The organism is Pedobacter sp. JY14-1 (genome assembly GCF_029269825.1).
GTDB lineage: Bacteria > Bacteroidota > Bacteroidia > Sphingobacteriales > Sphingobacteriaceae > Pedobacter.
This window is the reverse complement of record NZ_JARJHU010000003.1, coordinates 532774-550894: the sequence shown is the minus strand read 5'-3', so window position 1 is coordinate 550894 and position 18121 is coordinate 532774. Positions and strand designations below refer to the sequence as shown.

Sequence of the window (18121 nt, the reverse complement as noted above, 5' to 3'; positions counted from 1 at the left end):
AGTTATAAAATTGCGCTGAACTGATACCCTGGTTTGGTTTTATACTTTAACCAATTATCGAAACTCGAGTAAATGTTATTTGACTCTGCTACAAAAAGATCAGAATAATTACCATTTCTTTTAACATACGGATACAATAACAAATATTCTCTCCGATTGAAAACAGTAACATTTGCATTGCTTGTTTCGATCGGCACTAATGCGCAATTACCAGCGTGTCCATCTACATAACCCAACTCCCAAGGCATCCATTTGGACAGATCGGCATTGGTCGATACTGCCAGTAACAAACTCTTAGAATTTTTTAGTCTTTTGCGGATCAATTCAGCTGTTTCTTTGGTGACATTGTTTCTGTCGAGTTGAGGGTCGACAATCCAATCTACATAAACACTGTAGCCTTGATTTGTTAATTCAGTGTATAGTCCCCCTATTGTTTCTTTATCAGCAAAACTATGACACAGAAATATGTCGAATACAGCGCTTTCTGGTTTTGAAAACACTCTTGCTCTGGCATTCTCCACTAAATTAATTGTTCTACGTTTATAGACCTCTTTTAAATAAGAGCTGGTAAATAATGCCATGCTTAGTTCCCCCTCGCCTTTCTGACTTCTTTGAAGGGGATACCGTCTATTTTTACTTCTCTGAACCTGTCAAAGTTGGCGTTCCTTTTAACCCATTGCGCCGGTTTGGGGTTGAGTATTTGAAGCCCTTCTCTTATAGTCGCTTTTTTTTGACCGTCGCCAGCCTTTCCGTTTGTTGCCATAATATTGATTTAAATGTACAATCGCCTACTCTGCTTGGCAAGCAGCAAGCATTAACTTTCATTTTAACTTCGTAAAATGACTTCTCAAAACATATCGTGTACATTAAAGCGTCAAACGACGGAACAAATAATTCCTATAGCAAAAACTATTTATACCTTTAATTTGTTCAATAACTGTACAGTTTGGGATAGTCATCCCGACTTCCTATGCTTTTGTAAATGGGAGCCTGCATCAATCCTCGAAAAATTCTTGCAGGCTTTACCAACTTCTACTGTCAACGGCTATGCCAAAACTATCTAATGTCAGTAGTGTCACACCGCTTTATTTAATGCTAATTAAATTGGCATAATTATTGGAAAACCTGTGTATTAACTCAGTTATTGAAGTGAAAATCCAAAAAAATTAGAGTTAACGGGAAATTTAATCCCCAGTATTATCAAATACTTTTTTTTCTGAAACAAGAAAAAATTATTTTTATCAACATTGTCATTTATAGAAATCCGCTATTATGGCAGCCTTTAACGTTATCATGACATTGCTAACATTCTGTCAGTTAGTGTAATAAGTACACGTATAAATTTATTAATGCTCAAAATCTATATTTCTTTATTGTCACATCAGCTAATAATTAACGCTAAGAGTCATTCAGGTGATGTGATTAGCAGTCAAGAATCCAGTTGCCATCTGAAAGACACGATTTTTTGGTAAACTTTACAGCGTTGGCGAATATGCCAACCTAACCAGGGAGGAACAAAAGATGTACGATCAGGAACTCAAAAGCAAATGGGACAACGCAGCGGCGCTTTCGCAGGCTAAGCTTGAAAGAGAAGCCATTGGTCAGGCAAAGGGCAAAACCGAAAAAGCACTGGAAATTGCTCAGAAACTTCGTAATAAAAATATGCCCATAGACGAAATCGCCGAATTAACCAGTCTCTCTGTTGAAGAAATCGAAAGCAACAACCAAGTAATTATCTCTTCCATATTTATATCCTAACGGGTAAAAATTCTAGAACACAAAACTCAACCTTCTTGATATGATAGGATCAATCTTGTGCATGATCAGCCATGGCTTGCTGTCCAGCAAAGCTCTGGGATAGTTCAAAACCTTCGCAAGACTATATTTCCTGGATGCGATAACCTCCGTGTCAAGGAATTCGCGGATGCCTTGATCAGCAATCAAAAATGGAATCCAGTTAGTGCTTGAGGTCGTAATTTAGTGTTTCTTGCGACCCGCGTGACAGATTGAAAAGTGAAAGTAGTGACAGCAGGAGTAGCTTCATGATCGGTTAACAGATATTGTTCAAGATAACAATTTATGGACACACATACTAATACACCGGAAATTACGTCCGGTATTGAAGGAGTCGGAATCTGCTTTCTTAAGCGGATGCTATATCTCCCCCTTTTGCCTCGCTTTGTAAATTATACAATTTTGTCGCTCTCAGTAAGTCTTACAATTCTCAAAAATTCCGCATAAGTTATCCAGGTTACCACTTCCGGCAGCAATTACTCCAACTAACTTATGCAACATTCAAAGTACATCAACCCCCTGCTCGATCTCTCGTTCAAAAAACTGTTCGGCACCGACCTCAACAAAGATCTCCTGTTAAACCTCCTGAATGCCGTATTCAATGGCCGAAAAGAACTCATAGACCTGCAGTACAACAAAATCTCGGTTACATCTATATTGATTTGACTAATTTTGTAAAGACCGATGAGGAATGTAACCTTGCGCTGGACAGGTGGCTATACGAACTTAAGCACATGCCAGAGCGGGACGATTGCCCGCCTCATCTGAAGGACACGATTTTTGGTAAACTTTACAGCGTCGGCGAATATGCCAACCTAACCAGGGAGGAACAAAAAATGTACGATCAGGAACTCAAACGCAAATGGGACAACGCAGCGGTACTCTCGCAAGCTAAGCTTGAAGGAAAAGAAGAAGGAGAAGCCATTGGTAAAACTGAAAAAGCACTCGAAATCGCTCAAAAGCTTCTAAATAAAAATATGCCTGTTGATGAGATCGCCGAGCTTACGGGCCTTTCTGCCGACGAAATTAAAAACCTGTAATTATTAGTCTAGGGGGCATTGCCCCCTTTAATTTCGATGATATTTAGAATTGACTAAATTCGTGTAGGTATATATAACCAATATACAAAAACAGTTATGTCATATAAATTCCAGCCGAAATGCGATCAATGATAAACACGCACAAAATGGTGCGCAGCTGGCTCTTGATATTCCTGTCTTTATTGAGCTTTCCATTGTTCGCGCAAAAAATTATTTATGTCTCACCCGCCGGAAGTGATAAGAATACGGGAAGCTCCAGGTCGCCATTCAAGACCATCGATTTTGCCAGGGTAAAAGCCAGAAAAGTTAAAGGCCCCGCCGAAATTCGGCTAAGTGGAGGAGAGTATCACATTGAAAAGCCTATTGTGTTTGATTCATCAGACTCCAGGGGTATCTCCGAAAAACTGGTCCTTAAAGCTGCGCATAATGAAAATGTAGTGGTAAGCGGTGCTGCACTGTTGAAGTTGAAATGGAGGCCTTACAGGAATGGCATCATGCAGGCAAAGGTGGAAGGAGATTATGTTTTCGATCAACTATTCGTTAACGGTCAGCGACAGCACATGGCGCGCTACCCCAATTTCAATCCAACTGAAAGGATTTTAAATGGTACATCTGCTGATGCCAACAGCGTCACTAAAGTCAAAAGCTGGGCAAATCCCGAAGGTGCATACTTACATGCGTTGCATAAAAGCGAGTGGGGTGGATTCAGCTATCTGATCAAGGGAAAGAAAAGTAATGGAGAACTTGATTTGGATGGGGGCTGGCAAAATAACCGGAAAATGGGTATGCATGACCAGTATAAGTTTGTCGAAAACGTATTTGAGGAACTGGATACAGTCAATGAATGGTACTATGATAAGGATAAAAAGATACTATACTACTATCCGCCTGCAGACCTGAAGTTATCTTCAGCAAAAATTGAAAGCCCCCAGCTGAAGCATATTTTCGAATTCAGAGGCTCGCAAAAGCGTCCGGTTTCCAATATCAGTATTCAGGATATCCACATCACACACACAATAAGGACGTTCATGGAAAACAAGGAGCCGTTGCTGAGAAGCGACTGGACGACCTACCGTGGGGCTGCCGTATTTTTTGAAGGCGCAACAAATTGCAGTATCAAAAATTGCGTTCTCGACAATCTTGGTGGTAATGCGATATATTTCAGTAAATACAATCTTAAAAATGAAGTGTCAGGATGTCACCTTACAAAAATAGGCGGGAGCGGGATCAGCTTTGTCGGCGATCCGGATGCCGTAAGGTCTCCCAGCTTTGAGTATAACGAGTTTATAAAGCTCAGCGACATTGACCGGACGCCAGGTCCTAAAACCACTAACTTTCCTAAAACGTGCAGCGTCTACGACAACCTTATAGAGCAGATTGGTCAGGTTGAAATTCAAAGCGCGGGTGTTCAGATTTCGATGTCTATGGACATTACTATCGCCCACAATACCATATGCAATGTGCCTCGGGCTGGGATTAACGTCAGCGAGGGAACCTGGGGCGGACACCTGATCGAATACAATGATGTATTCAACACCGTAAGGGAGAGCGGAGATCACGGCTCATTCAATTCCTGGGGACGAGACCGATACTGGCATCCCGATAAAGCTGTCCTGGATACCATCGTCGACCGGCATCCTGAATTGGTGCTCCTGGATGTGATACACCCTATCATATTGAGAAATAACCGTTTCAGATGTGATCATGGCTGGGATATCGACCTTGACGACGGATCAAGCAACTATGAAATATACAACAATCTTTTACTCAACGGTGGGTTAAAATTCAGAGAAGGCTATAATCGTAAGGCCGAGAACAATATCATAATAAACAACACGTTTCACCCGCACGTTTGGTTCAGCCGCAGCAAAGACATTTTCAGAAAAAACCTGGTTTTCCGCAACTATGCGGCTATAGGTATGCCCCAGAACGGCCTTTGGGGAGATGAAATTGATTCCAATATATTCACAGATGAAAGTGAACTGGCCAAAGCGCAGGTTAACGGGCGTGATAAGAACAGTGTCTTCATCAGCCCTGACTTTGTAGATCCTGAGCATGGTGACTATCGGCTAAGAGCGGGGTCAGCAGCTTTTAAAACAGGATTTAAAAATTTTGACATGAACAACTTTGGAGTTGTTTCCCCGAAATTAAAGCGCATAGCTCCTAAAGTCGAATTCCCTAAAATCGTGGCACTCCATTCACAACGGAGTAATGAAATCGTGAACTTCATGGGTTTGGAGCTCAAGAATCTGAGCGGGCTGGGCGAGCGTTCTGCGACAGGAATGGCTAAAGATGCAGGTGTACTGGTTTTGAAAGTTGAAGAAAAAAGTCCGCTTAAAGACCTCATTAAGGTAAACGATGTAATCCTAAAAGTCAATGGTAAAAGTATTACCGGGTTGGGCGACTTGCAACCAAACCTTAAAGCCGAAGGTGATAAAAAGATCGTTTTGTTCAGAAACCAAAAGGAAATGGAGGTAACTGTCAGAACTAAATGAAAAACGACTGATCTTCAATACCGCATAACTTATTTCAATATAAATCCCGGGCTTTAGAAGCAATCTCCCCGCCTGTTCGTCATTCGCCGGCACGTCACTGCGAGAATGCGCAGCTTTCCAGCAATCTCCATTACAAAATTTATTCAGGTAATAATTATGAATAACGGAATTCGACAAATTCCTACCCCTACTTTAACTGACGTCCTCCCTTTAAGCCGCTGCTGTTTTTGGGGGGAAAGTCAATCTTCTAGGTAAGTCAAAAAGGGCTTATTTAAAATATTTGCCTAGCCAAAATACGTCTTTGCAAGGTCGTTAGTAAAGAAACGATCGCTGAAGCGGTACTTGACCGCAGTGTATTTTTGTAAAATAAGAGTTGCTAACCCGGACTAAAACATCCGTTCAAAAAACCTATCTGCACAACGTTTTTTTCTTTCATCCCTCAACTCTGAATGGACAGTTTGCTGTGCGAGAGGGGGATAGTTAATTGGTATATCCACCTGATACTAAATGTTCTAACCAATCATTGAGACACGTTAAAGTCCAGATCCGGTTCGTAGGGATTGTTTGGAAAGTCCAACTTAATTGGGGGAATAAATTTTTCGTCCACAATGTCACTGTCGCTGATATTGGACTTGCGTAGAAAAGTCATTTCGATAACTTTAGGCAAGTTAACTACCTTGTCTTCTGGCAGGACTATACAAGAAAATTGTCCACCCCAGTTGTTGCCATGAACATGTATAACTTCATAATTATATTTAAGCTTTTGAATGATTTTTTTAAATCTATCAAAATGTACATCAAGATCATGAAATTCGATAATTATTTGAACAACATTATTAAAATATAAAAAGATGTCATCGTCCTCGAAAATATCGTATTCATTTCCTTCTATATCAATTTTTAACAGAAGTCGTTTTTCCTTGAGGCCATATTGCTCTATATGGGTTTTGAAGTTATTGTATTTTTTTGAGCGATTTGCCGCGATTCCTTCATTTACGAATAAAATATTGTGTTGACGCAAAGCCTTTAGTTCCTTCCATTTTTTTCGAGCAAAATTTACATAAAAAAGGGACTCTAATAGGTTGCCGGAGAAAAGTAGACTTTTAAAATACGGAATATCTAACACGTGTTTTCCGAACATTGTAGGATCAAACATTAATACCTCTTTACCAGTAAGTTCATTGAAATGCTTTTCGAAGCGAATTTCCCAGCCTACACCATATGTCACCAGAACATCTATATCTTTTAATGTTTGATTATAGATGACATAACCTCCGTCGCCGTTAGGGCCGAGTCTTATTTTATTCTTTAGGTTTATCGGATTTAAAAAATGAATTGTCTTCATAAAATAATAAGTATTTGTCCATGCTCAATCAGCGAGATTTTCCTGTCAAGTCGATAATGCCTCTAAAGCACATACACAAAGTTTGGTTTATTCCGATGTGAATTTATTCCTAAACTACGTAAGTTTTTTAGGGTGATGAAGCCCTAAGTAATTGGAATCCAAAGGGCTAATACCAGACCAAGAAATAGTTCGGTTACAAACTGGGTTTACGATTGGATCTAACCCGAGTGAAGTAGCGACCGTTCCAAACCTGAGCTCACTGTTTAAGCCATAATATTCAGGCTTTAATATCTCCTGCGACACTTTTTTCATCGCAAAATTGGATAACAATATTCCACAGAAGGGCACTACTCCTGTTGTGTATTTTCTTACACGCTCAGGTAGTTTGTCAATTGTAGAAAACCAGTACCAGTCATCACGTTCAGGATATTTAATTCCCGGCACAACTATGTCACAATCCCAAACGCGTTTATAATACGCATACATGTCACAATTGCACCAACAGTCCCACTCAACTATAAGATAGCGTTGGGCACTATGCATATGCCCGTTTTCCAAATACCATTTAAAACAAGATAGGTCTGTATTAAGCCATGCCTCCATCCCTTCAAAGGGTGTCATGACTGTGATGATATCCACATCTGGGTTATGGTCTGCAAATGATTTTTTATTTTCTTGAAATGCATGTACTCGATCTTCATTACTTTCCTTATGCCATGCGATTAGAATTATTAGCTCTTTCATAAATTTAGACAATTTCTGACCACCAGTTTCCCCAGAAATAATGAACAGCAAACGCTGTATCTAATTTTTCCCGAACGTCTGAAGTAATATTACCATTGATTGTAGCCTGAACTTCTTCGATAGTAAGTGGACAAATAACAGAGGGTTCTATGATACTAATGTCAAAAGACGCTCTGTTTTCCGCAACTAATTTACTTAATTTGAACGGACCAGTAGTCTCTAATACCGATGTAATAGTCTTTGTATCTTGCTGAATTGTGTCTTCCATAGATCTACACAATAACTCGAAAAATGGATCTTTCTTCTTGCAAGCCATGAAGGCATTACTTACAATCATATCCATATTAAATCTCATACAGTGCCCAGCTGGCTCAGATCCGAACACAGCTGATTTATTTTCTAATAATGATTGGACGCTTTGAAGACATTCATAATCGATATCCACATATAGCCCGCCCATTGTATAAAGTATGAAATAGCGAATGGCATCTACCCGCTGTATATTAGTAGGATAAGAATCGAATTTCTCTAAAAAGCTAGGAAAATGGTTTTGTATGAACCGTCTGTTGTCTTCATCTGTCCAGAGTATATAAGTCCAGTCAGGATGTAATTTGATCCAGGTCTCCTTAAGCAATCTAAAATGTTCTGGAATCTGCTTAGTTTTCCAAGTCTGGTGTATAATTTTTGGTATCAATTCCCAAGATTAAATTCTATACAAATTTTAGTTACATAAGAGCCGCCAAAGCGGCTCTTATTTTACAACCACTAGCTGTTGTTAGCACACGACAAATATGGAATTGTCGGGCAAGTCGGTGGCGGACACATGAAGTGTGTAGGACAACCCATTGTAGATGTGGGTGGTGCTGGTGGTGGACATTGTAACCTAGCAGATTTACAAGTCATTGACATGTCTGACGTCTGACCGGCCGGTGTTGGCGTCAGGACATAAATAATGGTGCAAACTACTGGTCCTGTCATCGAAGTTGCATCTTCCCCGTCGGCACGTAGTGCCTTCAGAAATTCTGGATCAGGGGTTGTCAAAAAGCTTTCCAAACGGAAGTCTTCCAAACTTACTTTCTTTTTTTTCATAAAAAAGTTTGAGGGTGAATTAAAAGGTTAATTAATGTAATGTAATATAAAAAAACTTATTTTCAAAATAATTTTACAAAATTAAATTGATTGCAAAACTCTAATGTATTTGTTAAAAATGCGTTTTAACAAAGTCTCATTTTTTGCCTTGAAATATGCTAATCCATCAATTCCGGATACGAATCGAACCTGTTTATGAGTTGAAGTTTTAAGATCGTTTGTCAGGCTGATCACAATTTTCCCATTCGGGTCACTTGTGGCACCGTAAAACCGCTCTATTCGACCCACTATGTATCCATCTTCATCTACTCTTGTGCCAGTTAATTCGATTCTTCCAATATCCCCAGGCTGTATCTTATGAAATTCATTCTTGTTTAATAATCCAGTAGCAATATATTTTTTCCCTGCGTATACAGGGTTTTTCTGACTATCGGTTTTAAAGTAAAACAGTAGTTGCCCCTCTTTGATGAAGTCATCCTCTAAAATTCGGTCTGAAAAGTATACTTCTCCTTGCGATGGCGCGACAATAAGATATTTGTTCTGCCATTCGTTCAAGTTTCCTTGTAAGGTATATATAGCCGAATTGATCGCTTTTGAAAGATCAATCAACCTCAATTTCAAATCCTGTTCTCGTTCCAATATGCGGCTCTTCAATTCAAGAACTTGTATTTTGTTGCTTGTTTTACTATTCTCCGAATTAATAAGTTGACTCTCAGCGATTAATTCACTTTCCTCACTACTTCTGATTTCTTGTCGACTTATAATTTTTCTGTTATACAAGCTTGCACTTACTCGGGATTCTTCCGCTTTTATGTCGAAGATCCTTTTTTTGATTTTTGATTCTGAGTCATTTATTGAATTCATCTCATTGAGTAGTGTTATTTTTTGTGAAATGAAGTCTTTTTCGCTCTGTATAGACTCTCTGAGTAGATGAAGGCTTTCCAATTCGACAATTTGGTTTTTTAGATTGTTATAAGACGTTTGTAACGTAATATCTCCAGATTCGACAGATCTTAGTGGATAGCTTTTTTCGAAAAGATTGATCCTTTTCAGAGTATCAATAGCCTGCTGAAGATAGATGACTTCAGTCAATGAAGTTACATTAGCAATATAAGCTAGTTTATCACCCTTTTTGCACTTGGATCCGTCTGATACGTACATTTTTATTTTTCCCTGAGCATTGGATACCAGACCCAATTTTTGCTGTCGCTCCGACAATTGAACTGGAAAACTTGTATAAACAGGTACTCGTATTGTAGCCGCTATGCAAAAAAAAACGGCCAGAATGATCAGGCTTATCAGTAGTCCCCATCTGAATATAAACGACTTCTGAAATCGAGTTACATCACTCCAAATATCTATAGTTTCCATAGCTAAGTAGTTTGTAGTTTGTACAATTCACTGTATCTGGCATGATGCGTGATCAGTTCTTCATGTGTACCTTCCTCAAGTATTTTCCCATTTTCAAGGACGACTATTTTGTCCGCATCCTTTATTGTGGAAAGACGGTGGGCAACTGCGATTATTGTAATATCGCTTCTATGACTTTTGATGTTTGTGAGAATCTGCCTTTCATTGAAGCTATCTAGTGCATTCGTAGCCTCATCTAAGAATAGGTATTTCGGGTTAGAATATAGAGCTCTAGCGATTAATAATCGCTGTTTTTGCCCCTGACTTAGGGAAAGATTTTCCCCACCAATTAACGTATCATACGCTTGTGGTAAATTCTCAATAAACTCATCCAGATTTACAACCTTGCATAAATTTACAACCTTGTCGAAATCAATCTCGCCGTTTATTGCAATGTTCTCAGCGACTGACATGTTAAATATGGAGCTCTCTTGCAAAACCGAAGAACAATGACTTCTCCAATTTTCATTACTTATACTATAAAAATTGTAATGGCCGAGCGTAACAGTGGCTTTGGAGGGTTTATAAAGTTTCATCAAAATTTTAAGCAAAGTAGATTTGCCAGATCCACTTAATCCAACGATCGCCACGAAGCTATTTTCTTTAACAAAAAGACTGATATCTTCTAGCGTCCATTGATCTGCGCTATCGTCATATTTAAAGGAGAGGTTTTCTATTTTGATCGGTAAGTTTCCTAAATTATAGTTTGTACTGAGAAGCTTCCCGTTTAAAACTTCCTCTTCTGAACTTGCATCGTTTATGTCACTAAGCCTTTCAAGACTTATTTTAGCATCTTGATAGCCATACATTAACCCAATAACTTGCGAAAATGAACCTTGAACTTGCCCGAGTATATATTGCACTGAAAACATCATTCCAAGAGAGATTTTTCCTTCTATAACTAACTTCGCGGAAATTAAGGTGATGAGTATGTTTTTAACCTCTTCTAGAATTCCGACACCAATGGAGTGTTTTTGATTAAATATGGTTTGCTCTTTACTCAACCCAAACGCTCTATATTGCAGTTCTTCCCATCTCATTCTTTCTTCCCTTTGAATGTTCAGGACCTTAATGTCAAGGGCATTATTCATAATTTCAATAGTTTTCGAGCTGTTCTCTGTAGATACCTTGAACATTTTATGATCAAGTATTTTGCGCTTTTTCAAAAAGTACATTTGGTAAGCCACATTGATAATGTTAAAAACTAAAAAAACTATGAAAAGGGAATAATTAAAGGATATTAGAACAAATGCAAACACGATACCTGTAAACAAACTAAATATCGTATTCAAGGTAGCGTTTGAAATAAATGCTTCGATTCTGGAATAGTCTTCCATTCTTCTTAATAAATCTCCAATACTGTAACTCGAATAATAATTTATAGGCAGATTTAGAACCCGTTTAATGAAATCTGATACACTGGATAGATTTACACGATATGAAAGGTGTAAAACTATCCAATTTCTAAGCATGTCTATTGCATTTCTACTTAAAAAGAGTATAAACTGAGCTGCCAAGATTACGTAGATATAGTTTAAATCATTGTTTTTTATGCCAGTATCAATGATGGTCTGTGCAAAGAATGGGACAACTAGAGCAAGTAAGAAATTGATTAATAGACCAATAAATAGCTGGAAAAGAAAACTTTTGTTTGGTAATAGAAACTTTAGAAAATCAGAGAGTTTAAATTCAGCATCTTCCTTTTCATTGTAAAACCTCGGTGAGGGCTCCAGGAATATACCAGTTCCAGTTTCTGCACCTTCAGACCATTCTTTTTTGAATTTTTCCGTACTTAGCTTTCGTATGCCTGAATTAGGATCCGCTATTTTGACTGTTTTAGACTTCAGATTGACATCCAGCAGCACAACGAAATGATCTTTGCCCCATGGGACAATGCAAGGAAGCGGACTGTCCTGGAAATGGTCGAACTTCAAGTTAGTCACCAGGGTCCGGCAATGAAATTTTTCTATCGCGTCCGTAATTTGTAAAATGCTTAAGCCCTTTGACGTAATGCGTACTTTTTGACGAATAGTAGCAATATTAAAATAACGACCCCAATATTGAAAAATCATTTTCAAACAAACCAACCCGCATTCATTTGCGGTATTCTGTCGATAGAATATAAACCCCTTCATCTTGTTTTATTAGGCAGTTTGTTTTTTTATATAGATAAGCTCCCTGGCACAAAAAGAAAGCAGGATATTTTCTACAATCTGTATTTTTTGTTTATCTGTATACTGGTGAAAATCTTCGACCACATTAGTTAGGTAAGCTAATGACTCCTCAAATCCTCTTGGCGTTCGGAAGAAATTTATAAGCAATTTTTCCGCGCTTGAGCAGCTTCTAACTGATAGTTGAGAATTTTCGCATTCGAGGAAATACGTACCCTCGCTTATGTCCTTGGTACGATGTGTGTTCAAATGAAAGTTAAATTCATAACCAAATGTGGTATTGGAATCAATCTTTCTTTTAAAATAGTTTATAGAGACCAGTCGTCGAACCTTACTCTCAAATAAGTGTATGTAATTTTTCTTAAACTCCAGAATCTCTAAATCGATATTGTAGCTTTCCAGACAATTCCACTCCTCCAGTGAGGCTTCGATAGAACTAAAATCATGACTGATGATTTTGTTGAGATCAAGAATATTCAACAAGTGACTTTGCTGAGAGTGAGAGAGAGTTGTCCAACTGAAATATAGAGTCTTCTTCAGAAAGATAGAACTAATAGCAAGGGAATCAATTTCGATACCCTTGTTTGTATTTGTTACAACTGGGAGGAAAACATCAAAAGGACTGCCTGTAGCTTCAAGATTAGTAGAGAACACCTGAAGCGCGCCTGCGATTCCATTAAACAAAGTGCAATCAAGTGAGGGGTCTGGAAAAGACCCTTCAGTTGATGAGATTCTGTCTATATGTTGAGAAATCTTGATTTCTATTTCTCTCAATAATTCTTCAACCTTTTCGGTTGTTGAATTTATGCAGTATTGCCTTAATAATAGATAATTACCAATTATGCCATGGCATACAGAAGTAGTTAATTGCTCATTTGTCAGAATATAATTGATATCATTTATGCAAGATTCCAAACATCGTTCAATATCCTGAGTGGTTTGAATCATAGTTAAAGTTTGATCAGTTTGGAGCTTTAATCTGGATAAACCGATGCCAATTCCACCATGGCACCAAGCATTAAAGTATACCGGAGCATTTAAATGTTGTATATCGCCTGAGTTCAATATCGATATAAAAGACTGCTCGTGCTCTTCATTAAATATCCCCTTTCTGTAATCTGGCCAATCACCTAGATTGTGGTTATAATGTCTGCTTTCCTTTAAAAGAGTGTGTATACCGAGTGCTCTAATTGACTCGTTTTTAGTAATTTTGAACAGCTGCAGCAGTGTATATCCGACCCCGGACATCCCGTGGGAGAGGCCGCATAATTCTTCACTGGTTTCATTTGAATAGTCCCATATAACAGAATTTTCTAAGACAGTCGCTCTATCTAAAAGCATCTGAAATACTTGTATTATTAAGGCGTCTAGCTCAATATCGGGATCACTGTCTCGTAAACTCATTAAAGCTATTAGACTACCACTCAAACCATTAATGTACTCGCAGGGTAATGATTTATCTTGTTTTAACTTTTCAGAACTACTACTAATTAACCTATGTTTAAATGCGCGATAGTCATCCGTACACAAAATGGTTTCCAAATAGTTAAAGCAGTAGGCAATGCCCAACTCTCCCGTCAAAAAAACAGGGTTTAGACTAAAATCATAGTTTTGCCTAATCCAATTTGCAGACGATAGGATAATATGCCTGAGAAAATCAGATTTATTAAAGCGGTATTGCGTTATCAATGAGAATAAAATGCCAGCATTTCCCCCGTACAGATCGTAATGGATCGCAAGATGATCGTGCTTGTTACCACGCCAATATCTACCATGCTCGTCGGTTAAACTAGCGCCTAGAATTGTATCTAATATTTTTTGATTAGTATGATGCATCTTATATAGTTGCATTAAATAGCAAAAAACTTAAGTAACCTTCGTCTATTAGTTTTATCCCCATTCGATTGTTATTCATGTGGATATAACTGGCAATTATTGAATTGATTGGTTGGCTAAAGCTGCAATTTGAATACATGTCTAAAGGGTTTACAATTTTTGCAGATGCCTTGTCCAGTCTAGTCTTAAGCAACTTAATACTCTTTTCATAAGCCTGTAATCCACGGCTTGCAGATCCGAGGCTTAATAAGCCTTCGTCAAATAAAGTCGTCATTTTACTAACTATAGGTTTGTCATCCCCCAGTCGTTTGCGGAATATATCGAAGATTTCGGCAGAGGTCCTCGGAGAGTAATAGTGATCCGGAAACCAGAGTTTAGTATAATCCTCCAGGAATGGTTTGCGATGCTCAGGTGGTAAAAGGTGCTTGATGGTGATATAATTCAATAAAGTGGCTCGAAGAATAATTTGTGGGTAGCTGTTATCTTTATTTAAGAACAAAAGCTTAAATGAGCATTTAGAGGAACTATGAAATAAGTCCTCCGCTAACTTTATGCCCGTAGTTCCGCCATACCTTGTTACCTCAGGAAGGTACTCCTGAGTGACAATCTTACAAGACTTAACCATTGATGAGGCTTTAAAGCGATTCTTGATATCTGCCAGTATACTTTCGTGTAAGGTTGTATCGGCCAAAACTCTAAATCGTATATGATGATGATCATCATAATACCTGATATAAAAGAACTTAAGACGTTTAATCTTTTCAGTTTTTACATAGTCTTCAATCTCTTTGAGTACAAATGCAATTAGATCTATACGATAATATATATATATACTAAGCCATTTTTTCATTAGTATGCGAATTGAGTTAATATTTCGGTTGAATTATTTAAGGAACAGGCAATTGTATCATCGTTATTTGGTAGCATCTCGGTGATGTTAACAAATTCACTTTTGGAATTTCGAAGCATTTTTCCCAGGTAGGAAACGAATAAAGGACTTGTAAGATTTATGTACATCGGCTTGTAGTAGTCCTTTGAGTTGGAAGTACTTTCTTGTCCTTCATGTTTTATTTCTGAAAGTATTACAAATACTTCAGTTGGTAGACCTATCTTTTCACGAAGCCCTGCCATATCTATAATTGGGTTCGGAGATGATAGTAACGCAAGGATATCTATAGTATAGATGGTCCAAACCTCCCGTTCAAGTACGATATTTTTAAATGTTAACCGGGGAAATCTTTTAAACCGAATTCTGTTTTGATTAACGTGGCAAAAGTGTTCCATGTAATCATAATGGAGAAGTAGCGAATCTGTGAAGTAGGATAGACTAATATTTGTTACTGGATTAAAATAATCCAAAATCCTAAATAACAAAGACCTACCCATTATTGAATAAAATCCACAATCAAACGCATTTATAAATTTGCCTGTAGGCTCGTGATACAATTTGAGATTGCTTTCACCGATTTTTATCGAAAGGTCTTTTAATGACACTCGGGTATCAATAGTCGAACTGGATTGAATACCACCTGGTATGCAAATTTCTCGATCAAACAACAATGGGTGAATATTTGCATTCCCACAGGTAGCGTCGACATTTTCAATATTTAAATAATCTTTAGAGGTTTGACTGGAATTAAAATTTATCAAAAGTTTTGTGTTTTCAGTGGAATCATGATTTAAGAATCGGCTGAACCACTTACCGTAACCAATCGCAAATCCATTCAATACAAAGTAGGACTCTCCATCAGACTTGTAGTACTGCATGAACACAGATTTAGATTCTCGTTTATTATCCTCCGGTTTAGTCCATAAAGGCTTTAAATTTCTAAATTTTTTAATCAATGCATCATCTAGTTGTACTCTCCAGGGAACTTGGAAATTCTCAAGGTCAACGGCTAAACTATCGCGAGCAATTTCATTCATTGCTGCTCCCAGCATTCTTACATTGAATGTTCTGTCATACTCGGGATTGGCAATTGTGTAATTGGAATACGCTCTATAAGCGTCCAGTAGATTGATGGTTTTTTTTCGGGGAAAAAGGCTTTTTATGATATTGAAAAAGTTATACTGATCGTCCTGTCTTAGATCCAAGAATGCTATTTCCTTTAATAGATTCATTATCTCTGATAACGAATCATTAAATGCTTTTTGGTCCAACTCGATACTGTGATTTGAATAGACGTCCTCAAATATGAGATTCTCTAAATTTTCATGTTTATGCGCTAAGAAATACTCAATCATTTCATCATTTTCGATCCCGTCAGAAGACAGCTTGCAAATTCTGGTAAATAAAGCATCAATAGCAGATTTTATTTTCGAGATTCTCAGCGATGAGGGTCCAGAGTCTTGGCCTATTTTTTCTTTTGAAACTAGATTTGATTTCAATAGATCAAAATTTTCTTTAAGTAATAAATGATCCTCCCCTTGAACACACTGCAGGACAAAATTTTCAAAGTGCTTTAAAAAATCGGTATTCAGTACGTTTAACCCATGATTTAAAACCAAATAATTATTATCAATTAAATGCATTACCAAATCAGTTAAACTTTCATTCTGTGCTGTTGAAGAGAACGTTTGGTTTAGTTCATCAATCAAATTGTTGAATGACACTGGATTATAAGCGAGACGTTTAAATAGATGGTCTAATAAGGGATTTCGCTGCATATCATTGAAATAATCCCTGTTATTAGACGTATGATAGTACGTATATTTTCCTTTGTCCTTTCTTACAGTGGAGTTCAGTTCAACAAGCATGCTCTTGCGAAAAAATTTGCTTCTTTTCATCAGGTGCATTAGATGTAGAAACTTAGCTCGATTTAAAGAGTAGACACTTGTGAACTCGATTTCATATTGCGGTTTCACCTCAGTCAGATCTTCTATAGCTACTAGATGGGTTGTCGTAAAATAACTGAAAGGTGACGTTTTATACGCCATTCTTGCAAAATATTTAGTTATTCCGTATAAGGTTTGTCTTTGCTTTTTTATTTTTAAATCTGGAAATTTTGCTATTGACTCCAGTAAAGTGGGAGATGCAATTAACAGTGACTTTTGCATTTCCATTGATTGCCTGGAATATTTTAAAAGGGAGTTTTCTTCAAAAGTAGCTACCACACTAATTGTCGTAGTCAACTGCTTCTCAATTTTCTTCAGATTGTTATATTTCTGGTGTGCTAAAAGAATTCTTTTCTGACTTTCAATTGTCAGGTGTCCTAACTTCAAATTTTTGAATTTGCTGTCGTGAAGACTTCTTTTCAGTGATATCAATTCAGTTTTTGATTTGCCATTTAACTTAGAAATCAAAAATTCCATTTCTGCCAATAAGTTATTTTGGTAATCCAAGTAGTCTCGTTGTAAAGCAAGACAATCTTTAACTTTTATATCCAGCCCCCTCAAATGTTCGAATTGAGACTTATAAAAATCATTGCTAAGTCCGGATGAACGAAGCATTACTCTAGAGAAAATCTCATTTTTTTTCATCAAAACTTTTTAAATCAATTTTTCTCTGGTGATATTCTATTTTACTCCCATCTTTTAGAACTCCTTTGAAATAGTCCTTTTCCATCGCTTTTGGAGGATTTGGTTGTTTAAGTGATTCATTATGCTTTGCTCTGTCTTCACTCCATTTTATGAATTCCCCATGCACACCTTCATCGCTTCTGATGTCTAAGATCTCGGGCTCATGGGTTTCAATAAAATCTCTTTTGTAGGGCATGATTCTGCAAATTGGATCACCTTTATGAAATTCAATCCAAATATTTTCTCTAGTGAATTTCCAGTTCATTGTAAAAGTCATAGGCAGCCAATCAGTTTCGACAACTGCATCAAGAGCTTGGATTCCATCTTTCACAATATTGGGAGTGCCATTTATAAGAAGGTTTGTACCGTGTTCCGTCTTAAAAAGAAAGCCAGGATGGAACGTGAGGATGCCCATTCCGAAATGACTAACAACCTGATGATTCTCGGGAACATCATCTTTGAACTCGATTTGAATTGAGTCTGGTGAAAAACGTCCATTCCATATGGCTCTGAAGTTGGTTGCGCAAAGTATATCCCAGCCTAGCTCGTTAGCTATGACCAATGGCAGGCACCCATATGCTACTTTACTGTTTGTTAAATCCATCCAGTTTCGGTTTGGACTTCCCGTTACGATCTTTCCGTATTCTGCGAGCCGATAAGCAGTTAATTTACTCATGT

General features: G+C 37.7%; 16 protein-coding genes. 4 read left to right on the top strand and 12 right to left on the bottom strand.

Going from position 1 to position 18121, the window contains the following annotated elements; all coding sequences use genetic code 11:
- Positions 1–2: 2 nt before the first annotated feature.
- Positions 3–581, bottom strand: a complete 579-nt coding sequence (locus tag P2W84_RS08470) for a toll/interleukin-1 receptor domain-containing protein (RefSeq protein WP_276089690.1) — start codon at positions 579–581, stop codon at positions 3–5.
- A gap of 2 nt (positions 582–583) precedes the next feature.
- The gene (locus tag P2W84_RS08465) at positions 584–763 is read right to left on the bottom strand and encodes a hypothetical protein (protein WP_276089689.1); all 180 of its coding nucleotides are present in this window, start codon (positions 761–763) and stop codon (positions 584–586) included.
- A 758-nt stretch (positions 764–1521) separates the two neighbouring features.
- Here P2W84_RS08465 and P2W84_RS08460 point away from each other — a divergent pair.
- Entirely contained in the window at positions 1522–1758 is a 237-nt protein-coding gene (locus tag P2W84_RS08460) for a hypothetical protein (protein WP_276089688.1), read from the top strand.
- A gap of 12 nt (positions 1759–1770) precedes the next feature.
- Here the strand turns inward: P2W84_RS08460 and P2W84_RS08455 are convergent, their stop codons facing one another.
- Positions 1771–1944 carry a hypothetical protein gene (locus P2W84_RS08455; RefSeq protein ID WP_276089687.1) on the bottom strand — a complete coding sequence of 58 codons (174 nt, stop codon included), beginning with the start codon at positions 1942–1944 and terminating at the stop codon, positions 1771–1773.
- A 342-nt stretch (positions 1945–2286) separates the two neighbouring features.
- Between P2W84_RS08455 and P2W84_RS08450 the strand changes: the two genes are divergently transcribed.
- The 3 genes from P2W84_RS08450 (at position 2287) to P2W84_RS08440 (ending at position 5329) form a co-directional block, all read left to right on the top strand.
- The gene (locus tag P2W84_RS08450) at positions 2287–2460 is read left to right on the top strand and encodes a PD-(D/E)XK nuclease family transposase (RefSeq protein WP_276089686.1); all 174 of its coding nucleotides are present in this window, start codon (positions 2287–2289) and stop codon (positions 2458–2460) included.
- On the top strand, positions 2457–2834 hold the full coding sequence (locus P2W84_RS08445) for a PD-(D/E)XK nuclease family transposase (RefSeq protein WP_276089685.1): 378 nt from the start codon (positions 2457–2459) through the stop codon (positions 2832–2834). Before P2W84_RS08450 ends, P2W84_RS08445 begins: the two co-directional genes overlap by 4 nt.
- A gap of 128 nt (positions 2835–2962) precedes the next feature.
- On the top strand, positions 2963–5329 hold the full coding sequence (locus tag P2W84_RS08440; RefSeq protein ID WP_276089684.1) for a PDZ domain-containing protein: 2367 nt from the start codon (positions 2963–2965) through the stop codon (positions 5327–5329).
- A gap of 520 nt (positions 5330–5849) precedes the next feature.
- Here the strand turns inward: P2W84_RS08440 and P2W84_RS08435 are convergent.
- The 9 genes from P2W84_RS08435 to P2W84_RS08395 form a co-directional block, all read right to left on the bottom strand.
- Positions 5850–6674, bottom strand: a complete 825-nt coding sequence (locus P2W84_RS08435) for an FkbM family methyltransferase (RefSeq protein ID WP_276089683.1) — start codon at positions 6672–6674, stop codon at positions 5850–5852.
- Between the two features lie 114 nt (positions 6675–6788).
- Positions 6789–7418, bottom strand: a complete 630-nt coding sequence (locus P2W84_RS08430) for a hypothetical protein (RefSeq protein ID WP_276089682.1) — start codon at positions 7416–7418, stop codon at positions 6789–6791.
- 4 nt (positions 7419–7422) lie between these two features.
- Complete coding sequence (locus P2W84_RS08425) at positions 7423–8112, bottom strand: glycosyltransferase (RefSeq protein WP_276089681.1); 690 nt, start codon at positions 8110–8112, stop codon at positions 7423–7425.
- Positions 8113–8588: 476 nt separating this feature from the next.
- Positions 8589–9878, bottom strand: coding sequence for a hypothetical protein (locus P2W84_RS08420; RefSeq protein ID WP_276089680.1), 1290 nt, complete (start codon positions 9876–9878; stop codon positions 8589–8591).
- Between the two features lie 2 nt (positions 9879–9880).
- Positions 9881–12052: a peptidase domain-containing ABC transporter gene (locus tag P2W84_RS08415; RefSeq protein WP_276089679.1), complete on the bottom strand. Its 2172-nt coding sequence runs from the start codon at positions 12050–12052 to the stop codon at positions 9881–9883.
- Positions 12053–12061: 9 nt separating this feature from the next.
- Positions 12062–13939, bottom strand: a complete 1878-nt coding sequence (locus tag P2W84_RS08410) for a lanthionine synthetase LanC family protein (RefSeq protein ID WP_276089678.1) — start codon at positions 13937–13939, stop codon at positions 12062–12064.
- Positions 13926–14774 carry a thiopeptide-type bacteriocin biosynthesis protein gene (locus P2W84_RS08405; protein WP_276089677.1) on the bottom strand — a complete coding sequence of 283 codons (849 nt, stop codon included), beginning with the start codon at positions 14772–14774 and terminating at the stop codon, positions 13926–13928. Before P2W84_RS08405 ends, P2W84_RS08410 begins: the two co-directional genes overlap by 14 nt.
- Positions 14774–17404, bottom strand: coding sequence for a lantibiotic dehydratase (locus P2W84_RS08400; protein WP_276089676.1), 2631 nt, complete (start codon positions 17402–17404; stop codon positions 14774–14776). Before P2W84_RS08400 ends, P2W84_RS08405 begins: the two co-directional genes overlap by 1 nt.
- Positions 17391–18119, bottom strand: a complete 729-nt coding sequence (locus tag P2W84_RS08395; protein WP_276089675.1) for a DUF6065 family protein — start codon at positions 18117–18119, stop codon at positions 17391–17393. The genes P2W84_RS08400 and P2W84_RS08395 overlap by 14 nt, the downstream gene beginning before the upstream one ends.
- Positions 18120–18121 lie beyond the last annotated feature (2 nt).

Bases quoted from the DNA above. Each gene is read 5' to 3' on its own strand.
- P2W84_RS08435 (WP_276089683.1), bottom strand. From the start codon at position 6,674: ATGAAGACAATTCATTTTTTAAATCCGATAAACCTAAAGAATAAAATA.
- P2W84_RS08410 (WP_276089678.1), bottom strand. From the start codon at position 13,939: ATGCAACTATATAAGATGCATCATACTAATCAAAAAATATTAGATACA.
- P2W84_RS08430 (WP_276089682.1), bottom strand. From the start codon at position 7,418: ATGAAAGAGCTAATAATTCTAATCGCATGGCATAAGGAAAGTAATGAA.
- P2W84_RS08395 (WP_276089675.1), bottom strand. From the start codon at position 18,119: ATGAGTAAATTAACTGCTTATCGGCTCGCAGAATACGGAAAGATCGTA.
- P2W84_RS08420 (WP_276089680.1), bottom strand. From the start codon at position 9,878: ATGGAAACTATAGATATTTGGAGTGATGTAACTCGATTTCAGAAGTCG.
- P2W84_RS08415 (WP_276089679.1), bottom strand. From the start codon at position 12,052: ATGAAGGGGTTTATATTCTATCGACAGAATACCGCAAATGAATGCGGG.
- P2W84_RS08400 (WP_276089676.1), bottom strand. From the start codon at position 17,404: ATGAAAAAAAATGAGATTTTCTCTAGAGTAATGCTTCGTTCATCCGGA.
- P2W84_RS08465 (WP_276089689.1), bottom strand. From the start codon at position 763: ATGGCAACAAACGGAAAGGCTGGCGACGGTCAAAAAAAAGCGACTATA.
- P2W84_RS08460 (WP_276089688.1), top strand. From the start codon at position 1,522: ATGTACGATCAGGAACTCAAAAGCAAATGGGACAACGCAGCGGCGCTT.
- P2W84_RS08450 (WP_276089686.1), top strand. From the start codon at position 2,287: ATGCAACATTCAAAGTACATCAACCCCCTGCTCGATCTCTCGTTCAAA.
- P2W84_RS08470 (WP_276089690.1), bottom strand. From the start codon at position 581: ATGGCATTATTTACCAGCTCTTATTTAAAAGAGGTCTATAAACGTAGA.
- P2W84_RS08405 (WP_276089677.1), bottom strand. From the start codon at position 14,774: ATGAAAAAATGGCTTAGTATATATATATATTATCGTATAGATCTAATT.
- P2W84_RS08440 (WP_276089684.1), top strand. From the start codon at position 2,963: ATGATAAACACGCACAAAATGGTGCGCAGCTGGCTCTTGATATTCCTG.